Here is a 20350-nt window from a genome sequence, read left to right as displayed (position 1 = left end):
GGACGGCTCACGAGCAGGCGATGACCTCGGCGACCACGCGAACCTGCGTGCGGGCCAACGTTTGGCGGTTTCCCGCAACGGTCAACTCCACCGTGTTCTGGTCCAGCCGTTCGAGTTGTCCGCACAGAACACCACCGTCGGCCAGCTCCACGCGTGCGGATCTCGAACTGTTGCCGCGCGGCAGGAACCAGCCGAGCACCACCGTCGTCACCAGTGCGACGATCATGATGAGTGCGGAGACCGTGGCGCGCCGAACCAGCGTGCCCACACGCTTGCGGCGTTGCGTGCGCTGTTGGAGCCGCTGGATCGGATCGAACCCACGTTTGGTCATGCGGATCGGGCCGGAGGCCGCGCGCATCGCCCAGAACGCGCCGACAACTCCCGCGGCCAGCGTCAGCAGGGTGGTGGCGAGGAGAAGGAGCTTTCCCCACAGGGGAAGGCCCTGCACCGGGTCCGGCCCTTTGAACACCAACGCGGCACCGACCAGTCCGGTCATGCCGCCCAACCCGTTGCGCCAGCGTTCGGCGCTGTCCTTGAGCCGGGTGAGCACCTCGTCCCCGGTCTCGTCCCCCAGCGCGGCCAATGCCGCCAGCTCGGTCTCGCTCAGGGCGCCACTGTCGCCCCGAGCATTGTCCGGATCCTCGGAACGGCCGGTCATTGTTGTCCCGTGGGCAGGGTGACCCGCCAGCCCGCACCGCAGCCGGTGGAGCGGTTCGCCGGCCGGCCCGGGTGCTCGTCCGGGCACATGCACTGCAGGACGATCTCGATCGGCTCCTCGCCGCCTTCGGGACCGTAGTCGTCGGGCTCGTACAGCTCGAACGTGTGCGACAGCGGGTGTCCGCACCGCGGACAGGCGCCATTGACCGTGACGATCTCCGGAGTCGCCGGGTCGGGCAGGAGGTGGAACCGGGCTCCGTCGAGGAACCGGTCCCGGAACCGCGGATCCGACGTGGACGAGTAGGGCAGCGGCGACATGGGACCTCCGGCTGGCAGGTTAGCGATCTCGACCGGCTGACGGGGGCGGTGTCGAGTTGTGGGGTCGGGGTGGTGGGCCGAGCATGGCGGCGAGGAGGTCAGCATGGGCGCACTGTTGCTGCGGGCGTGGTGGGTGCCGGTCGTGCGGGGAGTCGCAGCCATCCTGTTCGGGATCCTCGCGATCATCTGGCCCGGGCTGACGCTACTGGCCCTGGTGTTGTTGTGGGGCTTCTTCGCCCTGGTCGACGGGGTTTTCGGGCTGGCCGCGGCATTCAGCAGCCGGACCGCCGAGCCGGTGGACCGCTGGACCTGGGTGTTGTTCGGTGTCGTGGGCCTGCTCGCGGGTATCGCAGCCCTGGTGTGGCCGGACATCACCGCCCTCGTGCTGCTGGTGGTCATCGGGGTGTGGGCGGTGGTGACCGGGGTGCTGCAGATCGTGGGCGCGTTCCGGCTGCGGCGGCTGGTCTCGAACGAGTGGCTGCTGGGCCTGGCCGGCGTGTTGACCGTGGCGCTCGGTCTACTGCTGCTTCTGCAGCCGGGCCGGGGTGCGCTCGCCCTGGTCACCCTGATCGGTTTGTTCGCACTCGTCTGGGGCGTGGTGCTGGTGGCCCTCGGCCTACGACTCCGCGCACTAGGAAAGAAGTTCACCAGCACGTCTTTGTGAGTGAATAGTCACCCACAAATCACCCGAAAAGCACAACGCACGGTAGTGGGACGCGCGCGTATGGTGAAACTAGCTCATTGATTTGCTCACATAGGCGCACGGATGCGCACGGCCGAGATAAGCTGTGCGCATGAGTGTCGCGCTGGAGACGGTGTTGGCCCGAGCCGGCCTGAAGGTGACCGCAGCGGAGTTCCTGACCCTGGTGGAGGACGCTGCGCGTCGTCTTGCGCCGCCGCACCCGGACCCGGGTGCGTACTTCTCCAGCGACCAGCGCGAGGCCCTCACCGAGGTCGGTGTGGACCTCACACCCCGCAGCGACACCGACCCGGACCCGCGGGCCCGTGCGGTGGCCACCCAGGCGGTGCTGCGGGACACCGCGTTGACGGTGACCGAGGCCGCGGCCCGGTTGAACGTCGACGCCAGCCGGGTCCGGCACCGGATCGCGGCCGGCCGGCTGATGGGCTGGAAGGACCGCGGCGGCTGGCGGCTACCGGCGTGGCAGTTCGCCGACGGTCGCCTGCTGCCCGGTGTCGAGGTCGTCCTGCCCGCGTTTCCGCCGGACCAGCCGCCGCTGGTGGTGGCCGCGTTCATGACCACACCGCAGGAGGACCTGCCGCTGGGTGAGCGGCAGGCGACCCCCCGCGAGTGGCTGCTGGCCGGCGGCGACCCGGAGCGCGTCGCGCGGCTGGCGTCGGTCCTGGGCAGCCCTGCCTGACCCCGGGACCACTCCCCCGACCCTGGAGACGACTGGACGCGCATGGCACGGCTTCCCCAGCCGCCCCCTCCGGCTGTCCTGCAGGCACTGCTGCGCCGCACCGAGGACGTTGTCGCGGTGCACCGCGCCACCCGGCTGGTTCGCATCTTCACCGCTGCCGGCCGACATCCGCAGCAGTGGAACACGTTCCGTTACTCCGGGCCGTTGCCGCACGCGCGGTTCGACCCACATCCGATCGCCCCGGAGGGCAGCCCCGGGCACACCCATGAGCACGGGGTGCTCTACTTCGGGCTCTCGGTGCGCACCAGCATCGCCGAGGTGTACCAGGCGACGTCCACGGTGGACCGGAGGACCCGCAGCCCACACCTGGTGGTACTCCGGCCGCGCCGCACCCTGCGGTTGCTCGACCTGGCCGGGCTGTGGCCGACGCGGGCCGGGGCGTCGCAGGCGATCTCCAGCGGCCCCAAGGACCGTACGCAGGCGTGGGCGCGCGCCATCCGCGCGGCCTATCCGGAGTTGGACGGCCTGTGGTACCGGTCGTCGATGGACTCCGGGAACCCGGCGCTGTGCCTGTGGGACCCGCCGGGCGCCACCACGCTGCCGGAGGCGCCGGACGTGCTGCTCCCGCTGGACCACCCCGGGCTCGACCTCCCCCTGGGCCGGATCTGCGAGGAACTGAACTACACCCTTCTCGGGTGAGCCGATTCCGTCACTTTTTCGACGGCGATCACCGGCGGCCCAAGGATGGAATCCCTGATGCCGGAAGGCGGCCGGGCACCTCGCCGAATCCCGCGTGGACTGTCTTTCGGGATCCGGGTAGGAAATTCAGCCCAGCGGCGGCGCGAAAGCGCCGCGATCCAGGATGGAAAGCTCGACATCGAGCTCCGTTGTGGTCACGGTTCGTCCCGGTGCCGTAACGGATCGGATCGCGTGACGAGGTGGGCTCAGTGCTGGGCTTCTGTTGTACGGCGGACGTCCGATGCCGGGTGGCCCTCGGATGTGCGGCCGGTGCCGTGATCCCGCGGCTCAGCCAGGCGGACCGGAGGACCTCAGCCGCCGTGGACGGTTCGCCCCCACGCTGGGTGTCCCGAGGCGTTCATCGGCGAGCGCTCCGCGGTGGCCGCGCCGGCCGTGGTGCAGCGGCGATCGCGAGCGGGGGCGTGCTGCCACGGCCGGGTCACGCCGGGACCTGCAACCAGGTCAACGCGCAGGCGGCCGCGGCGAGCTGGAAGCCGGCGGGCTGCCAGTCGACGCAGGTGGGCCGCTGCCCGGTGCGGCGGAACTCGCGCAGCGCCTGCCGCACCGTGTCCAGGGGTAGCAGCGCGTCCGGCGGGAAGGGCATGCGGCTCACCCGGTCCGCGTAGAGGGTGGTCAGCCCGCCCCCGCCATGACCGGAGTGGCTGAACCAGGTGGCCGTCGAACCGGTGTCCTCGGTGAACGACAGGGCACCGACACTGGCCTGTCCATCCACCTCGACCCGCAGCTCCCGCGCCGGCACCTCCACCCCAGCCAGGTAGAGCAGTGCGTCGCGGTCCTCCGGCCCGGCGGCCGCGAGATCGTCGACGAGCCCGTCCAGTTCCTCCGCGGCGCTCAGCAGGACCGAGTCCGCACCCTGTGGGTTGGCGTAGTACGCCTCGATCGTGTACGGCACGGCGGAGAGACTGGGCCGTCCGGGGTAGGTGTCAGGTCGGGATACGGCAACGAACCGGGTCGCTCCGCGTAGATACCACTCGATCGGGCGACTGGGTGGCAGGCGGCGTCCGGTGCAGCGTCCCTGCGCCGAGCGCCGCCGGGCCAACCGACACGGCAGGCTGCGCTGTTCGGAGCAGCTATTCCCGGTGGAAGCACCCCAACGGCGCTATCCCCTGCGGCTGTGGCGCGCGCCCTGAGCAGGCACCGCACGATGGCCGGCACAGCGTCTCATGAGTCCCGGACCTACCGGAGTCGCGGGACCGCGGTCGGCACGTGAAGGTTGGTGGCGACCTGCTGAACCACGCGTACTGCGTCAGCTGACGTTGCGCACAGTCTCGGGGTCGCGCTTGGCCTTGACCAGGCTGGCGATCGTGGTGATGGTCAGCACCCCGACGATCACGACCAACGAGACCTCGATGCTCACGGTGGGCACCGGGACGGGCTCGCCGTCGTTGAGGAACGGCAGCGAGTTGCCGTGCAGCGCCTCCAGGATCAGCTTCACACCGATGAAGCCGAGGATCACCGACAACCCGTGCGACAGGTAAACCAGGCGGTTCAACAGCCCACCGATCAGGAAGTAGAGCTGCCGCAGACCCAACAGCGCGAACGCGTTGGCGGTGAACACCAGGAACGGTTCCTTGGTCAGGCCGAAGATCGCCGGGATCGAGTCCAGGGCGAACAGCAGGTCGGTGGTGCCGATGGCGACCATGACCACGAACATCGGCGTCACCCAGCGCCTGCCGTCGAGCCGCACGAAGGAGCGGTGGTCGTGGTAGTCCGCGGTGACCGGCAGCACCTTGCGCACGTACCGCAGGGCCGCGTTCTCCTTGAACTCCTCGTCCTCCTCGTCGGAGGTGGCCAGTTTCCACGCGGTGTAGATGAGGAACACACCGAAGAAGTAGAAGAGCCAGCTGAACTCGGCGATCGCCGCCGCGCCCACCGCGATGAAGATGCCGCGCATCACCAACGCGAGCACGATGCCGAACAGCAGCACGCGGTGTTGGTGGATCGGTGGCACCGAGAACTTCGCCATGATCACGACGAAGACGAAGAGGTTGTCGACGCTCAGCGAGTACTCGGTGATGTAGCCGGCGACGAACTCCTTGGCCGGGACGCCACCGGCGAAGGCCCACAAGCCCACGCCGAACAACGCGGCACACGCGACGTAGAAGACCACCCACCGCGCCGCCTCACCGATCGTGACCTCGTGTGGCTTGCGGTCGACGATCACGAGGTCGATCGCGAGCAGCAGAAGCAGGCCCGCAATGGTCGTGATCCAGACCCAGGCGGGAATGTTCACCTATCACCTCCGGTGCAGGGCACGCGCCGATCACCGGAGGTCTCTCCCACCGGCCGCTGACCGGTCGACGGCACCGGGCGCCCGTGCACTCGGGGTCCGTGATGACGATGCCGCCGCGAAGGAATACTCCCCTCCACAGCTGCCGAAGATTGTCACGGAGCAACCTGCCGCCGCACCAGCGAGGGTGACCATTCTTACGCCGCCCCTGAGGTGCCGGGACCACCGGACGCAGCAGCTCCCCGCCGGGACCGGCAACCCGCTGGCGGACCGCGAATCGCGATCAGACACGCTAGGTGACGAAATCACCGCAGACCTGTCGGAATTGAGATCAACTCTTCACCCAATCGGAGTAATCCGGTGCCGAAACAGTCACCACACCATGGGACGATCGAGCCCGTGGTCCTGACCATCGTCGAGCTGCTGATCCGCAAGGGCGTGGAGGAGGAGTTCCTCGCCGCGTACTCCGCCGCCGCCCGGCACGTGCTCGACGCGGGCTGCCGCTCGCTCCGGCTCATCCGTAGCATGTCCAGCCCCGGCCGGTTCCTGCTGATCGGTGAGTGGGAGTCGGTCGCCGACCACACCGAGGTCTTCTACGCTTCCGACGGCTTCGTGCGGTGGCGGGACGCGGTGGCCGAGTACTTCGCCGAACCACCGCACGTCGAGCACGCGATGCAGATCCAGCTCAGCACCGCCGACGAGGTCCACGTACCCGACGACGAGACCACGACCGGATCCGCGGACGGCTGAACGCCCGCGTCGGATCCGCGCGAAGATCGGGAGGGTTGGTGCGCCAGGACGGGTTCCGGTCGCCTAACGTCGCTGTCGTGCCCCCGCCCCCGAGACGCCGCCGGCCCCGCCGCCGGCGGCTCGCCGTACTCGCGCTCGTCGTCGCGCTGCTCGCCCTTGCCGGCATCGTCGGCTGGTCGCCCGACGACGCCGAGCCCGCCCCCATCGCCACCCGCGACGTGCAGATCGACGTGGTGGACGGCCCGGCCAAGGACCAACGGGTCCAGATCGACGCCACCTTCTACCTGCCTGAACGGGTGCCCGCACCGGCCGTGTTGATCGCGCACGGTTTCGGCGGGAGCAAGGACTCCGTCGCCGACGACGCGCGGGAGCTCGCCCGGCGGGGCTTCGTCGCTCTCGCCTACTCGGCGCGCGGGTTCGGTCGCTCCACCGGCCAGATCGCCCTCAACTCCCCCGACTACGAGGTCGCCGACGCACAGCAGCTGCTGGACTGGCTGGCCCGGCAACCGGAGGTGACCACGGATGGGCCCGGCGACCCACGCGTGGGCGTCACCGGCGCCTCCTACGGGGGCGCGCTCGCGTTGCTGCTCGCCGGCACCGACCGTCGCGTGGACGCGATCGCCCCGGTGATGACCTACAACGACCTGGTGCAGGCGTTGGTGCCCAACGCGGGCACCAACGGTCAGGTCACCGCGCGTACCCCGGCTGCCGGTGCGTTCGCCGCCGACGGGGTGTTCAAGCGCGGGTGGGCGGGTGTGTTCTTCTCCGCCGGGCTCGCCGGTGGCGGTGGGACGGTTCCGCGGCACGAGGCGCCCGAGCCCGGCCAGCGGACGCCCGACGACAGCAACACCGGGGGAACCGGCGTTCCCCAGGGTGGGAGCGGCGACGGGCAGGACGGTGGTGATCGGCCCGCCGCGCCCTCGGCCCTGCCGAGTACGAGTGGGCCCGCCACCTGTGGTCGGTTCCGTCCCGAGGTGTGCCAGGCATACGTCGAGGTCGCGACCACCGGTCGTGCCAGCCCCGCCGCCGTGGAGCTGCTCCGGCGGTCGTCCCCGGCCACGGTGACCGACCGGATCCATGCGCCCACGCTGCTGGTGCAGGGCGAGCAGGACACCCTGTTCGGGCTGGACCAGGCGGACGCGACCGCGCGGCAGATCGCGGCGGCGGGCGGGACCGTCAAGGTCGTCTGGTACACGGGCGGTCATGACGGCGGCGCGCCCGGTCCGGCCCTGCGTGGGCAGATCGGTGACTGGTTCGGCGCCTACCTCGGCAGGCAGGACGGCGACGAGCCGGGGAACGGTTTCGAGTACGCCGTGCAGGGAGCGCTGCGTACGCGGGGGCCGAGCGTGCGGACGGTGGTTTCCCCCGCGTACCCCGGACTCGAGGAGAGCAGCGACACCGAGCGGCGGTCACTGCGGCTTTCCGGCCCCGCCCAGGTCGTGCTGAGCCCGCCCGGCGGCAACCCGGCCGCCATCAGTTCGCTGCCCGGGCTGAGTGCGGTGCCCGGTGGCGCGGGGCTGACCGGTGGCCTCGCTCTCGATCCGCCGGGCCAGGCGGCCACCTTCACCAGCGACACGCTGGAGTCCCAGCTGCTGGTCACCGGTGCCCCGCAGGTGCGGTTGCGGGTCTCGGCGGTGCCGGGACAGCCGCACCACGGCGAGGCCGTGCTGTTCGTGAAGCTCTACGACGTCGGGCCGGATGGGCGACGCACCCTGCCTGGCGGCGGGGTCGCCCCGGTGCGGGTGACGGGTCTTCCCGCCGACGGCACTCCGGTCGAGGTGACCGTGACGCTGCCGGGCATCGTGCGTCCGGTGGAGTCGGGGCACCGGCTGCAGCTGGTGGCGACGACGACGGACGAGGGCTACGCCAACCCCGTCGAGCCCGCGGTGCACCGGGTCGAGCTTGCCGACGACGCGGTGTCGGTACCGCTGGTGCCGGGTCGGCGGGCATCCGGCGGTGGACTGCCGGCGGGGCCGGTGTTCGGTATCGCCACCGTGGTCGTGGTCGTGGCCCTGGTGTCGCTCGGTGCGGCCGTGCGTCGCCGGTACTCCGATGACGTCGACAAGGATCTGGCTGACGTTCCCTTGGTCATCTCCGAGCTGACCAAGTCCTACCCGGGTGGCCTCACCGCGGTCGACGAGCTGTCGTTCCGGGTTGAGCGCGGGCAGGTCCTGGGGTTGCTCGGTCCCAACGGCGCCGGCAAGACGACGACCCTGCGCATGTTGATGGGGCTGGTGCGGCCCACGTCCGGGGAGATCCGGGTGTTCGGGCGGCGGGTGAGCCCGGGGGCGCCGGTGTTGTCCCGGATCGGTTCCTTCGTCGAGCGCTCCGGTTTCCTGCCGCACCTGACCGGCGCGGACAACCTGCGGCTGTACTGGGCCGCGACCGGGCGGCCGGCCGAGCAGGCGCGGGTGGACGAGGCGCTGGAGATCGCAGGGCTGGGCAAGGCGGTGCGCCGGAAGGTGGGCACCTACAGCCAGGGCATGCGGCAGCGGCTGGCGATCGCGCAGGCCATGCTCGGCCTGCCCGACCTGCTCGTGCTCGACGAGCCGACCAACGGGCTGGACCCGCCGCAGATCCACCACATGCGGGAGGTGCTGCGGCGCTACGCCGCCACCGGGCGCACCGTGCTGGTGTCCAGCCACCTCTTGGCAGAGGTCGAGCAGACATGCACGCACGTCGTGGTGATGCACCATGGCCGGCTCGTGGCGGCCGGGGCGGTCGGCGACCTGGTCGGCGGGGACGAGGCGACGTTCCGGGTGGACGACGCCGAGCGGGCCGCGGGTGCGCTGCGTGAACTCGCCGGTGTCGGCGAGGTGACGGTGGACGGCGAGGTCGTGCACGCCAATCTGGCCGGGTTGTCCCGCTCGGCGGCGGTGGCCGCGCTGGTGGGGGCCGGGGTCGCCGTGGAGCAGGCCGGGCCGCGACGCCGGTTGGAGGACACGTTCCTGCAACTGGTCGGAGAGGAGGCCGTGGAGTGAGTGAGGCGGGAACCGCTTACACGTTGCCGGAGTTGCCCGGGCCAGTGGCCGAACCGCCGAATCCGGACGGCTCGGCCACCGGGTACCGGGCGCGGCACACCCTGCGGTTGCGGGTGGAGCTGGCGCGGCAGCTCCGGCGGCGGCGTACCCAGCTCACGCTCGGCTTCCTGGCGCTGTTGCCGTTCCTGTTGCTGCTGGCGTTCGAGTTGGGCAGTGACGAGCGCAACCGGCGGTCCGGGGGGCTGGTTGACCTGGCCACCGCGAGTGGGACGAACTTCGTGTCGTTCGCGTTGTTCGCCTCGGCCAACTTCCTGCTGGTCGTTGTGGTGGCGTTGTTCTTCGGCGACACCGTGGCCAGCGAGGCGTCCTGGTCGAGCCTGAAGTATCTGTTGGCCGTGCCGGTGCCCCGGCATCGCTTGCTCCGGCAGAAGGCTGTCGTGTCCGGGCTGTTGTCGTTGCTCGGGTTGGTGTTGCTACCGCTGGTGGCGCTGGGTGTCGGTGTCGCCTGGTACGGGCTGGGTGAGCTGGTGACGCCGGCCGGTGAGGCGATGTCGCTCGGTGCTGGTGTCGGCAGGTTGGCCCTGGCGGTCGGGTATCTCGCGCTGCACCTGACGTGGGTGGCTGGGTTGGCGTTGCTGCTCAGTGTCTCGACGGACGCTCCGCTGGGCGCGGTCGGTGGGGCGGTGCTGGCGTCGATCCTGTCGCAGATCCTCGATTCGATTACCGCGCTCGGCGATCTGCGGCAGTACCTGCCGACGCACTACACGCTGGCGTGGGCCGATCTGCTGACCACCGACGTGGATTGGGGTGACATGACGCGCGGCGTCTTCTCGGCGCTGGCCTACGCGGCGGTCTTCGGCCTGCTCGCCTTCCGCCGCTTCGCCACCAAGGACATCACCAGCTAGGACCAGGTTTCGCACGAGACGAGGTGGATGCCGGTTGTGGGGCACCGGCTGGGCCGGCCGGAATGCGTCGGGCTGATCGCGCTCGTTGCTTCTCGGCCTGATCTTGGTCCTTGCCGCTCGCCGCGCCCGGGAAGCCACAAAGCATGGCTGTACCGGTGTTCGGTCACCGCCAGGTTCAGCGGAGGGCGGTGAGGTTGGGGCCGGGTGGGTAGGAGTCCCACCGGGAGGTGGTGACATCGCTGATCCGGGACGAGTTCAGCTTCGCCACCTCCTCGGAGCCGATGGGCCACAACCGACCATCCGCCAACAGGAAACCCAGGGGACGCTCGGCGGCACGAACAGCGGGAACGCCGGGCTTCACCCACCCCGCCACGGGAATATCGACGTTGTCCAAGGCGGCGGGCCGCTTGTCCAGCACACGCACGGCCATCGCCTCGGCGACACTACGCCGCTCCACCCGCAACGCCTTTCCGCCCGTGAGAAGGTCGATCGTGCGCTCGGGCGACGGAACGGCGAAACCGTCAAGGACCGCAAGGGCACGGTCACGGGTGCCGCAACCGTCGACGCCTTCCACATCGAGCCCAAACCGCGCGATATCGGTCGGCACGTCCTGCGGGACCTGGGTCAACCGCGTGGCACGGTAGACATCGATCGGCACCCGAGCACACGGATCGCCCACGCTGATCGGTGCATGCCCGTCCGCACGCCGCACCAAACCGGGACCTTCCTTCCACGTTCCCTTGACGAGCAGCGGCTGGTAGGGATTGCGGTTGAAGTCCCGGTCCCAGAAAGTGATCGTCGTGCCATGCTCGGTCTGGTGGGCGATGGCGAACGCTTCCAGGGCGTCCACCCACATCCAGTCCGCGCTGAACGCGTCCACCACGGACCTCGTCCGCGGCGACCTCGTCGACCGAACCGGGGCGAAGCCGCCGTCTTCCAACGCCTGCACGTCGGTCCGGAACGTCGGCTCCTTGGCGCGCAACACGAACTGGCCTGCTCCGTTCCACCCAGCGGCACGCCCGCTGGTGTCGGTGAACAGCAGGTAGAACCAGCCGTCCAGGTACAGCGCGGCGGGTTGCCCTGCGCCATAGGCGTTTTCCCGCATCTCGTCCCCGGCGGGCCGCACGATCGGTTGCCCGTCGGCCATGCGGCTCCAGCGGATGCCGTCCGGGCTGGAGGCGACACCGATCGCGTTGCCGTGCGCGTGATCGTCGCTGGCGGCGCCGGTGTAGTACAGGTAGTAGGTCCCGTTGATCTTGATCACCGACGGGTCGCAGGTGTGCATGGCGTCGAAACTGCCACCACTGCCGCTGAAGACCGGAGCCGCCTGCGCGCCACCGGGAGCGGCGAACGGCCCTTCCGCGTTCGTCGACTCGGCGTACAAGACGTCGTCACCCGCCGGTCCGGCGCCGGGAAGCTGGCTGCACCACCAGACGCGGTAGCGCCCGTCCTCGCGGATGACGGTGGGCCCGTAGTTGTAGGGGGCACTGCCACCGCCGGACACCACGACCCCGGAACTGTTCCGCTCGGCACCCGTTTGCAGCGTCCTGGGTGGTGTGTTCGGCGCGTCGGCCCGGTTCTGCGGGCTGGGAGCGCCGATGCTGGAAGGTCGTTCGGTCGGTTCCACGCCCTGGCTCGAGGTGCCACACGCGGCCAGCACGGCCGCGGCCACGAGGGTGGCGACCGCACAGACGACGCGCCGCGGCTTACGTCCCACCCGCTCCCGACCTCCGTCAGCTCCCCCGCCCGGTCCAGGCAGTTTCCCGGCCCGGGTCGGTGACGGTGCCCGGGTGTGCACCAGTTTACGGCTCGCGATCACCCGAGTGGGCGAGTTCCCCTCCTTCGGGACCGGCTCGGCTCACCTGGCCGCGCGACCCGCGCCGTGTCCGGACCGGTCTCCCAGTGTGCCGGGCCCGAAAGCGGCCTGCCCCTCGATCACCGCGAGTTGCTCCGCTCACCGGGTGCGGGTTCCCGCCCGTCGGGCAGCAGGACGTGCACGTCGAACTCGCGGAAGTAGTAGTGCCCCGAGCCGACGGGGACGAAGCCCAGCCGCTCGGCCAGCCGCACGCTGCTCGCGTTCTCCCGCGGGACCAGCGCCCACAACGCGGGCACCCCGAGGCGATCGAAGCCGTGCCCGACCAGCGCGGTCATCGCCTCCAGGGCCAGCCCCCGCCCCCAGTACGGGCGGGCCAGGTACCAGCCGACCTCGATCAGGCCGGCGGGCAACTCGGTGGACGGCCGAAGATTCACCCGGCCCACCACCTCGCCCTCGTACTCGACGGCGAAGACCCCCATGCCCTCCGGGTGCGGCCGCGCAAGCACCTCGCCGAGCCAGGACCGCGACCGGCCGTCGGCGAACCGGGCGGGCTCCAGGTAGCGGATCACCTCGGGGTCGTCGTAGATCCGCGCCACCGCCTCGAGGTCAGCGAATGTCGCCAGGCGGAGGAGGAGCCGTTCGGTACGCAGGACCGGGCCACTCACGGGCGGGCGTGCTCGGCGATCCAGCGCAAGGCGAGGGCGTAGCCGGTGACGCCGAGGCCGGCGATCACTCCGGTGGCGACCGGGGAGACGTAGCTGTGGTGCCGGAACTCCTCGCGCTTGTGCACGTTGGAGATGTGCACCTCGACCAGCGGGGCGGTCAGCTGCGCGCAGGCGTCCCGCACGGCGATGGAGTAGTGCGTCCACGCGGCCGGGTTGAGCACGACGGGCACGGCCTCGTCGGCCGCCTCGTGCAGCCAGCCCAGCATCTCGCCTTCGTGGTCGGTCTGCCGGACCTCCACCTCCAGGCCCAGCTCGGCACCGGTCCCCTTGCACAACCGCACGAGGTCGTCGTACGTCGTGTGGCCGTAGACGTCGGGCTCCCGCCGGCCCAGGCGCCCCAGGTTGGGGCCGTTGAGCACCAGCACCTTCACCGCTCGCACCTCCGCGTCCTGCCTCCGCGTCCGCACCCGACGACGCCTGCCCGGTGTCCCGCCACGGTGGCGCGTCATCACAGCAGGATGCTGCCGCCGCCCTTGGTCGGCTCGCCGGCGACCGCCGAGTACGCGGCGGCGAGCAACGTCGGGTCCGGCCCCTCCAGCCGGCCCGGCTTGGCCAGGCCGTCCAGCACCACGAACCGCAGCACGCCGGAACGGGTCTTCTTGTCCGCCCGCATGCCCTCCACCAGCTGTGGCAGGGCGTCCGGGTCGTAGCTGGTGGGCAGCCCGAGCGCGGAGAGCACGCTGCGGTGCCGGTCGGCGGTGGCGTCGTCGAGCCGGCCGGCCGCACGCGCCAGCTCGGCCGCGAACACCATGCCGACGCTGATCGCGGCCCCGTGCCGCCACCGGTACCGCTCGCGCCGCTCGATCGCGTGCCCGAGCGTGTGGCCGTAGTTGAGCACCTCGCGCAGGTGGGACTCGCGCAGGTCCGCACCGACCACGTCGGCCTTGACCTGGATGGCGCGGCGCACCAGCTCGGCGAGGACGTCACCGGTCGGGTCGACGGCGTGCGCCGGGTCGGCCTCGACCAGCTCCAGGATGCGCGGGTCGGCGATGAACCCGGCCTTGATCACCTCGGCCATCCCGGCGACCAGTTCGTTGCGGGGCAACGACTCCAGCGTGACCAGGTCGACCAGCACGGCGGCCGGTTCGTGGAAGACGCCGACCAGGTTCTTGCCGGCCTCGGTGTTGATGCCGGCCTTGCCGCCGACCGCGGCGTCGACCATCCCGAGCAGCGTGGTGGGCACGTGTAGGACCCGGACCCCGCGCATCCAGGTGCCGGCGACGAAGCCGGCGAGGTCGGTCACGGCACCGCCGCCGAGGGAGATCACGACACCGGTGCGGTCCAACCCGATCCGACCCAGCACCTCCCAGCAGAACCCGGCCACGGCCAGGCTCTTGCCGTCCTCGGCGTCGGGGATCTCCACCCGGTGCGCGTCGACCCCCGCGCTGACCAGCTCCTCGCGGAGGGACTCCGCCGTGGTGGCGAGCGTGGGCTGGTGCACGATCGCCGCGGTGGGCGCGTCCCGCACCGCCTCGACCAGCTCGGCGAGCAGGCCCCGGCCCACGACCACGTCGTAGGGCCGCTCCGCGCTCACCCGGATCCGCACCGGCTCGGCCGCTGCCGTCCCGTCCATCACGATCCCTTCACTCGCCCCGGCGCCGGGTTCCATCCCACCAGATCCTGCCCTCCGGCCATGCTGCCGGCCCCGGGCCGGTCACCGCGCGGGCAGGCCGGCCAGGACGTCCGCCACGACCACCTGCGGTTCCCGGTGGTCGGTGTCGACCTCGAGGGTGGCGACCTCGCGGTAGAGCGGCAGCCGGGCGTCCAGCAACGCCTTGAAGGTGGCGCGGGGGTTGACGCCGGTCAGCAGGGGCCGAGCGGTGGACAGCCCGGTGCGGCGCACGCCCTCGGCCAGCCCGACGTTGAGGAACGCGACGACGTGATCCGCGAGCAGCTTGCGGGTTCGCTCGGCGAGCACGGCGCCACCGCCCAGGGCCAGCACGCCGTCGTGCTCGGCGAGTGCGGTGGCCACGGCCTGCTCCTCCATGGCACGGAAGGCAGGTTCACCGTCCTGCGTGAAGATGTCGGAGACCGTCTTGCCGGCGGTCGCCGCCACGTCGACGTCGGTGTCGCGGAAGGCCAGCCCGAGCCGCTCGGCCAGGAGCTGGCCGACGGTCGTCTTGCCGCTGCCGGGCGGCCCGACCAGGACCACCCGGGGGCTCACCGCTCCGCCTCCGCCCGCATCCGCTGCTCGGTGGCCTCCCGGAGGGCGGCCAGGTACGCCTCGGCGTTGCGGCGGGTCTCCGGCAGCGAGTCGCCGCCGAACTTCTCCAGCACGGCGTCCGCCACCACCAGCGCGACGACCGCCTCGGCCACCACGCCCGCGGCCGGCACGGCGCAGGCGTCCGAGCGCTGGCTGATCGCCACCGTCTGCTCCCCGGTCGCAACATCCACAGTGGACAACGCGCGCGGCACGGTGGAGATCGGCTTCATCGCCACCCGCACCCGCAACGGCTCCCCGTTGGTGATGCCACCTTCCAGGCCACCGGCCCGGTTGGAGCGGCGGGACACCCCGGTTGCGCCGTTGGCCGGCTCGATCTCGTCGTGCGCCTGGCTGCCCCGGCGGCGCGCGGTGGCGAAGCCGTCACCGACCTCGACCCCCTTGATGGCCTGGATGCCCATCAAGGCACCGGCCAACCGGGCGTCCAGCCGGCGGTCCCAGTGCACGTGCGAGCCCAGGCCCGGGGGCAGGCCGTAGGTCAGCACCTCGACCACCCCACCGACTGTGTCGCCGTCCTTCTTGGCGGCGTCCACCTCGGCCACCATGGCCGCGCTCGCCGCCTCGTCGAACGCGCGCACCGGGCTGGCGTCGATCGCCTCGAGGTCGCCCGGCCCGGGCAGGACGCCGTCGGGCGCGTCCACGGTGCCGATCGCGACGACGTGGCTGAGCACCTCGGCGCCCAACACCTGGCGGAGGAAGGCCCGGGCCACCGCGCCCAACGTGGTGCGTGCCGCGGTCTCCCGGGCGCTGGCGCGCTCCAGCACCGGCCGCGCGTCGGGGAAGCCGTACTTCTGCATGCCGGGGAGGTCGGCGTGACCGGGGCGGGGCCGGGTCAGCGGGGCGTTGCGGGACAGGCCCGCCAGCTCGGCGGGGTCCACCGGGTCGGCGGACATGACCTTCTCCCACTTCGGCCACTCGCTGTTGCCGACCCGGATCGCCACCGGGCCACCCTGGGTCCGGCCGTGCCGCACCCCGCCGAGGAACTCCACCTCGTCGGCCTCGAACTTCATCCGCGCGCCCCGGCCGTGGCCCAGGCGGCGGCGGGCCAGTTGGGTGGCCACCTCCCCGGTCGTCACCTCGACCCCGGCCACCATGCCCTCCAGCACGGCGACCAGGGCTGGCCCATGCGACTCACCCGCGGTAATCCAGCGCAGCACGCCTTCATCCTTCCACGGCGCGGCGGCTGGCCCAGCAGGCGGTCGGACCGCTGGCGCGACTAGCCGAATGGGCTAGCGGCCGGTGGGAGCACAGTGATAGTCCAGGTTGCCGTCAGCAGGCCTGGCCCGTGTGGCACGCCCGGCAATGCTGTCTTCGGGCGCAGCGCCGCGAGACCGAGTGTGACCAGGCCAGCCAGAAACGCCCCCTGGATCAGCGCGAGCCAGCTCACCGCACCGAGGAGCGCGCCCAGCACGCCCGCCAGCTTCACGTCACCCGCCCCCAGGGCGGTGGGTGCGACGAGATGCACCGCGGCGTGTGCCAGCCCGAACAGGCAGGCGCCACCCAGTGCCCGCAGCGCGAGGTCAACACCGGGGCCGAGCCACGACACCACGGCGAGGAGGACCACCGCTGCCGGGTAGGCCGGCAGCGTCAACGCATCGGGCAGACGGCGACGGGCGAGATCGGTCGCGGTGAGCAGGACGGCGAGCCAGCCCAGTGCGAGGGGCACCGGAAGCCACCAGGCAGGAAAGCCGCCGAAGGCCGCGATGGTCGTCGCCACCGTCCAGAGCACGGCGACCGCCGGCTCACACCACGGTGGGTGAAGCGTGACCCCACGCCGCAACCGGCGGAGCAGGCAACGTCCGCCCCACCCCGCACCCAGGCCCGAAATCGTCGCGGCCGGTATCAGCCCGATCAAGACGTCGCTCATGGGACGAGGCTGGTGGGCAAGATGTTTCGGCGGTTGTGTTTCCACACGACACCGCGCGTGTCATACGAATCGGCGCCCGTGCTCCTACAAATCTGACGCCGAACTCCACGAACCCCTTCTCCCCCTCTTCCACAACCCGCCGAGTTATCCACAGCCGCCGAGCGCACCGTTGCCTCGCGACTCTCTTGATCACTAGGCTGGCCGTGGGCTGCGCAGACCCGGGTGGGCGGGGGCGTGACTCGGGCGAGGTACTAGCTCGGCTGGCCTCCGGGCCCGTTCGGCCACGGACCCGTGGCGCTGTCGGGGTGGACCGCCCCACCGAGGAGGCCCACCCCGACGAGGTCACTCCCGCCTCAGCGTTGCCAGGTGAACAGCGGCTCGCCGGCCGCGACCTGACCCGGCTGCCGGAGCCCCGTCAACGCCTCCGCGGTCGCGTCCAGCGCGATCACCGGGCAGACCGGGGACCTGCCGCCTGCCTCGATCGTGGCCGGGTCCCAGCTGATCATCCGTTGCCGGGCGCGGACGGTCTCCCCCTTGACCACGTGCAGCGTGAAGCCGTCGCCCTTGAGCTGGACCGTGTCGATGCCGAGGTGGACCAGCACCGCGGCGCCGGAGTCGGTGGCCACGACGAAGGCGTGCGGGTGCAGGGTCACCACCGTGCCGTCGATCGGGGCGACGGCGTCACCGGCCCCGCGGGCCGGGTCGACGGCGATGCCCGGGCCCACCATGGCCTGGGCGAAGACCGGGTCGCCGACCTCCGACAGCGGCAGCGCCGTGCCCTCGACCGGACTCAACACCTGCAGCGTCACATCAGGTCCTCGATGTCCTCGGCCAGGGTGTCCGCCTCCGGCCCGACCACGACCTGCACGACCGCGCCCTGCTGCATGACGCCGTGCGCGCCGGCCGCCTTGAGCGCGGCCTCGTCGACCTGGGAGCCGTCCTTCACCTCGCACCGCAGCCGGGTGATGCAGGCCTCGATCTCCTCGATGTTGTCCGCGCCGCCGAGACCGGCGAGGATCGCCGCCGCCTTGTCCGCCACTTGGTGTCCTCCTCGACTCCGGCTCGCCGTCGAGCCGTTCCCGCCAGTGCGCCCGGTTGGGGGTAGGGGGTGCCGGGCCGAGGCCGCAGGTTACGGCTCGGCTCCCGGAATCCCACGCACAGTTGACACCCATTCGGGTGGCAACGCATCCTGCCGGGCAACTGGTTTAGACCGGACCGTACCAATGAGGGTCAACCGGTCGACGGACCATCGGCGGTCCGACGGTCACGGTCCGTCGACCGCCAGTCATCCACGCAGGTCAGCACAGGGAGGTGCGCCGTGGCCGAGCAGGCATGCCCTGCCAGGCCAGCCGGGGACCGGCTGGCGGACGGCCCCACTCCCAAGCACGCGCAGCTGCGCGAGATTCTGCGGCGCCTGGCCGAGACGGAACTCCCGCCCGGCTCCCCGATCCCGTCCGAGCGGGAGCTGGCCGCCCGCTACGGCGTGTCCCGGCTCACCGTCCGCGAGGCCGTGGGCCAGCTGGTGGCCGACGGACTGCTGGCGAGAGTACGGGGGAAGGGCACCTTCACCGCCCGCGCCCGCGTGGAGGCTCAGCTCTACCTGGAGTCGTTCACCGAGGACATGCGGCAACGCGGGATGCGGCCGGGCACCGTGGTGGTCGAACGCGCCGAGCGCATTCCCCCACCGGAGACCGCGGCCGCGCTCGGTCTGGGACCGGGCGAGCCCGCCTACTGGCTGGTGCGGGTACGCACCGCGAACGGCACTCCCCTGGCGGTGGAGCGCGGCTGGTACCACCCCGGACGGTTGCCCGAGCTGCTCGAGCACGACCTGTCCGCCTCGCTGTACGCCCTCCTTGCCGACGAGTACGGGGCACGCCCCGACCATGGCTGGCAAACCGTGCGGGCGGACCCGGCCGACCGGGCCACCGCCCGGCTGCTGGGCGTCCGGCCGGGTAGCCCGCTGCTCGCCTTCCGCCGCGTTTCCAGCGCACACGGCGCACCCCTCGAAGACATGACGTCCTGGTACCGGGGCGATCTTTACCAGGTGACCATGCAGCTCGACCGGAGCGTCCCGGGTTCCGGTCCCCACCCCGTCCACGGAGGTTCCCGATGAGCGCTGCCGCCGCCCAGGCCAGCACCCGGGACGTGAAGGGACTCGCCGTCCTGCAACGTCTCGGTCGCAGCCTGATGCTGCCGATCGCCGCGCTGCCAGCCGCCGGCCTGTTGCTCCGGATCGGCCAGGACGACCTGCTCGGCAGGTTCGATGCCCTGAAGACGACCGCCGCGGTCATCGGCGGCGCGGGCGGCGTGCTGTTCGACTACCTGCCACTGCTGTTCGCGGTGGGTGTGGCCATCGGCTTCGCCAAGAAGTCCGACGGGTCGACGGCGCTGGCCGGCGTGGTGGGCTACCTCGTGCTCAGCCGGGTCATCATGACGATGAACCAGCACCCGGACCCGGCGAAGGAGGGCACCTTCGCGACCGCCGACGCGCTCGGCAAGATGCCCAACACCTGGCCCTACGGCGTGCTGACCGGTCTGATTTCCGGCGTTGTCGCCGCCCTGTTGTGGCAGCGGTACCACCGAGTGAAGTTGCCACCGTACCTGGCGTTCTTCGGCGGCCGACGGTTCGTCCCGATCATCACCGCCGGCACCATGGTGGTTCTCGGCGTGGTACTGGGCCTGCTGTTCCCGTTGTTCGACAAGGGAATCACCGCGATCGGTGAGGCGGTCACCGGCAGCGCGATCATCGGTGGCGGGCTCTACGGCATCATCAACCGGTTGCTGCTCCCGCTGGGCCTGCACCACATCATCAACACGTTCCTGTGGTTCGTCTTCGGCGAGTACAACGGCGAGCACGGCGACATCGCCCGCTTCTTCAAGGCCCACGACCCGGATGCCGGTACCTTCATGACCGGCTTCTTCCCGATCTTCATGTTCGCCCTGCCCGCCGCGGCGTTCGCGATCTACCGGTGCGCCAGGCCCAAGCAGCGCAAGGTCGTGGGCGGCATCATGTTCTCCGCCGCGCTGACCTCGTTCCTCACCGGCGTGACCGAGCCGCTGGAGTTCGCGTTCCTGTTCGTGGCGTGGCCGCTGTACCTGATCCACGCATTCCTCACCGGAACGGCGCACGCGCTGGTCAACGCGCTGGACATCCACACCGGATTCACCTTCTCCGCGGGCGCGATCGACTACGCGCTGAACTACGGGATCTCCAAGGACTCCTGGATGCTGATCCCGATCGGCATCGGGTACGCCGTCATCTACTACTTCCTCTTCCGGTTCGTGATCACGCGGTGGAACCTGCGCACGCCCGGCCGTGAGGAGGAGGACGCGACGAACGACGCGGAGACCACCAACGAGACGACCCGCCCGCGGGTCTGATCCAGCGAGGAAAGAGAAAGGAATGACAAGAGATGCCGCAACGACGGGTCGTCGTCGCCAGCAAGGTCGGGCTGCACGCCCGCCCGGCCGCGGTACTGGCCAAGACCGCGGCCGAGCAGCCGGTGTCGGTCACCATCGCCAAGGACGGCGGCCAGCCGGTGGAGGCGGCCAGCGTCCTGGGGCTGATGACGCTGGGCGCCGGGCACGGCGACGAGGTCGTGCTCACCGCCGAGGGTGAGGGTGCGGAGGAAGCCCTGGCCGCCATCGCCGATCTCATCGCGAAGGACCTCGACGCCTAGCTGTACTGCCCATAGAGGTTGGTGACGGGCACGACAGCCTGATGATGTTGGAATGAGGGAGG

At 71.1% G+C, this 20350-nt stretch carries 22 protein-coding genes; 9 read left to right on the top strand and 13 right to left on the bottom strand.

Annotated features, from left to right (window positions below):
* Positions 1 to 7 precede the first annotated feature (7 nt).
* Together IEY55_RS22315 and IEY55_RS22310 are read right to left on the bottom strand one after the other, a co-directional pair.
* Positions 8 to 658 (bottom strand): hypothetical protein, encoded by a 651-nt coding sequence (locus tag IEY55_RS22315; RefSeq protein WP_189060489.1) that lies wholly within the window; start codon positions 656 to 658, stop codon positions 8 to 10.
* Positions 655 to 975, bottom strand: a complete 321-nt coding sequence (locus IEY55_RS22310; protein ID WP_189060488.1) for a hypothetical protein — start codon at positions 973 to 975, stop codon at positions 655 to 657. Before IEY55_RS22310 ends, IEY55_RS22315 begins: the two co-directional genes overlap by 4 nt.
* A 103-nt stretch (positions 976 to 1078) precedes the next feature.
* Here IEY55_RS22310 and IEY55_RS22305 point away from each other — a divergent pair, with 103 nt between their 5' ends.
* From IEY55_RS22305 to IEY55_RS22295, 3 genes are all read left to right on the top strand, one after another.
* Positions 1079 to 1639, top strand: coding sequence for an HdeD family acid-resistance protein (locus IEY55_RS22305; RefSeq protein WP_189060487.1), 561 nt, complete (start codon positions 1079 to 1081; stop codon positions 1637 to 1639).
* A 130-nt stretch (positions 1640 to 1769) separates the two neighbouring features.
* Positions 1770 to 2354 carry a helix-turn-helix domain-containing protein gene (locus IEY55_RS22300; RefSeq protein WP_189060486.1) on the top strand — a complete coding sequence of 195 codons (585 nt, stop codon included), beginning with the start codon at positions 1770 to 1772 and terminating at the stop codon, positions 2352 to 2354.
* 42 nt (positions 2355 to 2396) lie between these two features.
* The gene (locus tag IEY55_RS22295) at positions 2397 to 3053 is read left to right on the top strand and encodes an RES family NAD+ phosphorylase (protein WP_189060485.1); all 657 of its coding nucleotides are present in this window, start codon (positions 2397 to 2399) and stop codon (positions 3051 to 3053) included.
* Positions 3054 to 3531: 478 nt separating this feature from the next.
* Here IEY55_RS22295 and IEY55_RS22290 read toward each other — a convergent pair whose 3' ends face one another.
* Positions 3532 to 4005 carry an Imm1 family immunity protein gene (locus IEY55_RS22290; protein WP_189060484.1) on the bottom strand — a complete coding sequence of 158 codons (474 nt, stop codon included), beginning with the start codon at positions 4003 to 4005 and terminating at the stop codon, positions 3532 to 3534.
* A gap of 354 nt (positions 4006 to 4359) precedes the next feature.
* Positions 4360 to 5346 carry a TerC family protein gene (locus tag IEY55_RS22285; protein ID WP_189060483.1) on the bottom strand — a complete coding sequence of 329 codons (987 nt, stop codon included), beginning with the start codon at positions 5344 to 5346 and terminating at the stop codon, positions 4360 to 4362.
* Positions 5347 to 5742: 396 nt separating this feature from the next.
* Here IEY55_RS22285 and IEY55_RS22280 point away from each other — a divergent pair, with 396 nt between their 5' ends.
* The 3 genes from IEY55_RS22280 to IEY55_RS22270 all read left to right on the top strand — a co-directional run bounded on the left by IEY55_RS22280 (position 5743) and on the right by IEY55_RS22270 (position 9979).
* On the top strand, positions 5743 to 6093 hold the full coding sequence (locus IEY55_RS22280; protein WP_189060482.1) for a putative quinol monooxygenase: 351 nt from the start codon (positions 5743 to 5745) through the stop codon (positions 6091 to 6093).
* A 77-nt stretch (positions 6094 to 6170) separates the two neighbouring features.
* Positions 6171 to 9074, top strand: a complete 2904-nt coding sequence (locus tag IEY55_RS22275) for an alpha/beta fold hydrolase (RefSeq protein ID WP_189060481.1) — start codon at positions 6171 to 6173, stop codon at positions 9072 to 9074.
* Positions 9075 to 9097: 23 nt separating this feature from the next.
* Positions 9098 to 9979, top strand: a complete 882-nt coding sequence (locus tag IEY55_RS22270) for an ABC transporter permease (protein WP_373290047.1) — start codon at positions 9098 to 9100, stop codon at positions 9977 to 9979.
* Positions 9980 to 10154: 175 nt separating this feature from the next.
* Here IEY55_RS22270 and IEY55_RS22265 read toward each other — a convergent pair whose 3' ends face one another.
* From IEY55_RS22265 to IEY55_RS22225, 9 genes are all read right to left on the bottom strand, one after another.
* A complete protein-coding gene (locus IEY55_RS22265; protein WP_189060479.1) occupies positions 10155 to 11696 on the bottom strand; it encodes a glycoside hydrolase family protein in 1542 nt (513 codons plus the stop codon).
* Positions 11697 to 11914: 218 nt separating this feature from the next.
* Positions 11915 to 12460 carry a GNAT family N-acetyltransferase gene (locus IEY55_RS22260; protein ID WP_189060478.1) on the bottom strand — a complete coding sequence of 182 codons (546 nt, stop codon included), beginning with the start codon at positions 12458 to 12460 and terminating at the stop codon, positions 11915 to 11917.
* Complete coding sequence (gene aroQ, locus IEY55_RS22255; protein ID WP_189060537.1) at positions 12457 to 12891, bottom strand: type II 3-dehydroquinate dehydratase; 435 nt, start codon at positions 12889 to 12891, stop codon at positions 12457 to 12459. The genes IEY55_RS22260 and aroQ overlap by 4 nt, the downstream gene beginning before the upstream one ends.
* A 77-nt stretch (positions 12892 to 12968) precedes the next feature.
* Positions 12969 to 14093, bottom strand: a complete 1125-nt coding sequence (aroB, locus tag IEY55_RS22250) for a 3-dehydroquinate synthase (RefSeq protein ID WP_189060477.1) — start codon at positions 14091 to 14093, stop codon at positions 12969 to 12971.
* Positions 14094 to 14174: 81 nt separating this feature from the next.
* Positions 14175 to 14684, bottom strand: a complete 510-nt coding sequence (locus IEY55_RS22245; protein WP_189060476.1) for a shikimate kinase — start codon at positions 14682 to 14684, stop codon at positions 14175 to 14177.
* Positions 14681 to 15898 (bottom strand): chorismate synthase, encoded by a 1218-nt coding sequence (gene aroC / locus IEY55_RS22240; RefSeq protein ID WP_189060475.1) that lies wholly within the window; start codon positions 15896 to 15898, stop codon positions 14681 to 14683. Before aroC ends, IEY55_RS22245 begins: the two co-directional genes overlap by 4 nt.
* A gap of 59 nt (positions 15899 to 15957) precedes the next feature.
* Entirely contained in the window at positions 15958 to 16608 is a 651-nt protein-coding gene (locus IEY55_RS22235) for a prepilin peptidase (RefSeq protein ID WP_189060474.1), read from the bottom strand.
* A gap of 353 nt (positions 16609 to 16961) precedes the next feature.
* On the bottom strand, positions 16962 to 17417 hold the full coding sequence (locus tag IEY55_RS22230) for a PTS sugar transporter subunit IIA (protein WP_189060473.1): 456 nt from the start codon (positions 17415 to 17417) through the stop codon (positions 16962 to 16964).
* Positions 17414 to 17647, bottom strand: coding sequence for a PTS sugar transporter subunit IIB (locus tag IEY55_RS22225; protein ID WP_189060472.1), 234 nt, complete (start codon positions 17645 to 17647; stop codon positions 17414 to 17416). Before IEY55_RS22225 ends, IEY55_RS22230 begins: the two co-directional genes overlap by 4 nt.
* A 279-nt stretch (positions 17648 to 17926) precedes the next feature.
* Here IEY55_RS22225 and IEY55_RS22220 point away from each other — a divergent pair, with 279 nt between their 5' ends.
* Genes IEY55_RS22220 through IEY55_RS22210 form a run of 3 tightly spaced genes read left to right on the top strand, consistent with a single transcriptional unit; the run spans position 17927 to position 20288 of the window.
* Positions 17927 to 18721, top strand: a complete 795-nt coding sequence (locus IEY55_RS22220; protein WP_189060471.1) for a GntR family transcriptional regulator — start codon at positions 17927 to 17929, stop codon at positions 18719 to 18721.
* Positions 18718 to 19989, top strand: a complete 1272-nt coding sequence (locus IEY55_RS22215) for a PTS transporter subunit EIIC (protein ID WP_189060470.1) — start codon at positions 18718 to 18720, stop codon at positions 19987 to 19989. Before IEY55_RS22220 ends, IEY55_RS22215 begins: the two co-directional genes overlap by 4 nt.
* Positions 19990 to 20021: 32 nt before the next feature.
* Positions 20022 to 20288, top strand: a complete 267-nt coding sequence (locus tag IEY55_RS22210) for an HPr family phosphocarrier protein (protein ID WP_189060469.1) — start codon at positions 20022 to 20024, stop codon at positions 20286 to 20288.
* The last annotated feature ends 62 nt before the right edge of the window (positions 20289 to 20350 follow it).

This window comes from Longimycelium tulufanense, from assembly GCF_014645795.1.
Lineage (GTDB): Bacteria > Actinomycetota > Actinomycetes > Mycobacteriales > Pseudonocardiaceae > Longimycelium > Longimycelium tulufanense.
Note: the sequence above shows the minus strand (reverse complement) of the source record. Positions and strands in the feature narration are given on the sequence as shown.

Bases quoted from the DNA above. Each gene is read 5' to 3' on its own strand.
- IEY55_RS22315 (WP_189060489.1), bottom strand. From the start codon at position 658: ATGACCGGCCGTTCCGAGGATCCGGACAATGCTCGGGGCGACAGTGGC.
- IEY55_RS22310 (WP_189060488.1), bottom strand. From the start codon at position 975: ATGTCGCCGCTGCCCTACTCGTCCACGTCGGATCCGCGGTTCCGGGAC.
- IEY55_RS22305 (WP_189060487.1), top strand. From the start codon at position 1,079: ATGGGCGCACTGTTGCTGCGGGCGTGGTGGGTGCCGGTCGTGCGGGGA.
- IEY55_RS22300 (WP_189060486.1), top strand. From the start codon at position 1,770: ATGAGTGTCGCGCTGGAGACGGTGTTGGCCCGAGCCGGCCTGAAGGTG.
- IEY55_RS22295 (WP_189060485.1), top strand. From the start codon at position 2,397: ATGGCACGGCTTCCCCAGCCGCCCCCTCCGGCTGTCCTGCAGGCACTG.
- aroB (WP_189060477.1), bottom strand. From the start codon at position 14,093: ATGGACGGGACGGCAGCGGCCGAGCCGGTGCGGATCCGGGTGAGCGCG.
- IEY55_RS22235 (WP_189060474.1), bottom strand. From the start codon at position 16,608: ATGAGCGACGTCTTGATCGGGCTGATACCGGCCGCGACGATTTCGGGC.
- IEY55_RS22215 (WP_189060470.1), top strand. From the start codon at position 18,718: ATGAGCGCTGCCGCCGCCCAGGCCAGCACCCGGGACGTGAAGGGACTC.
- IEY55_RS22210 (WP_189060469.1), top strand. From the start codon at position 20,022: ATGCCGCAACGACGGGTCGTCGTCGCCAGCAAGGTCGGGCTGCACGCC.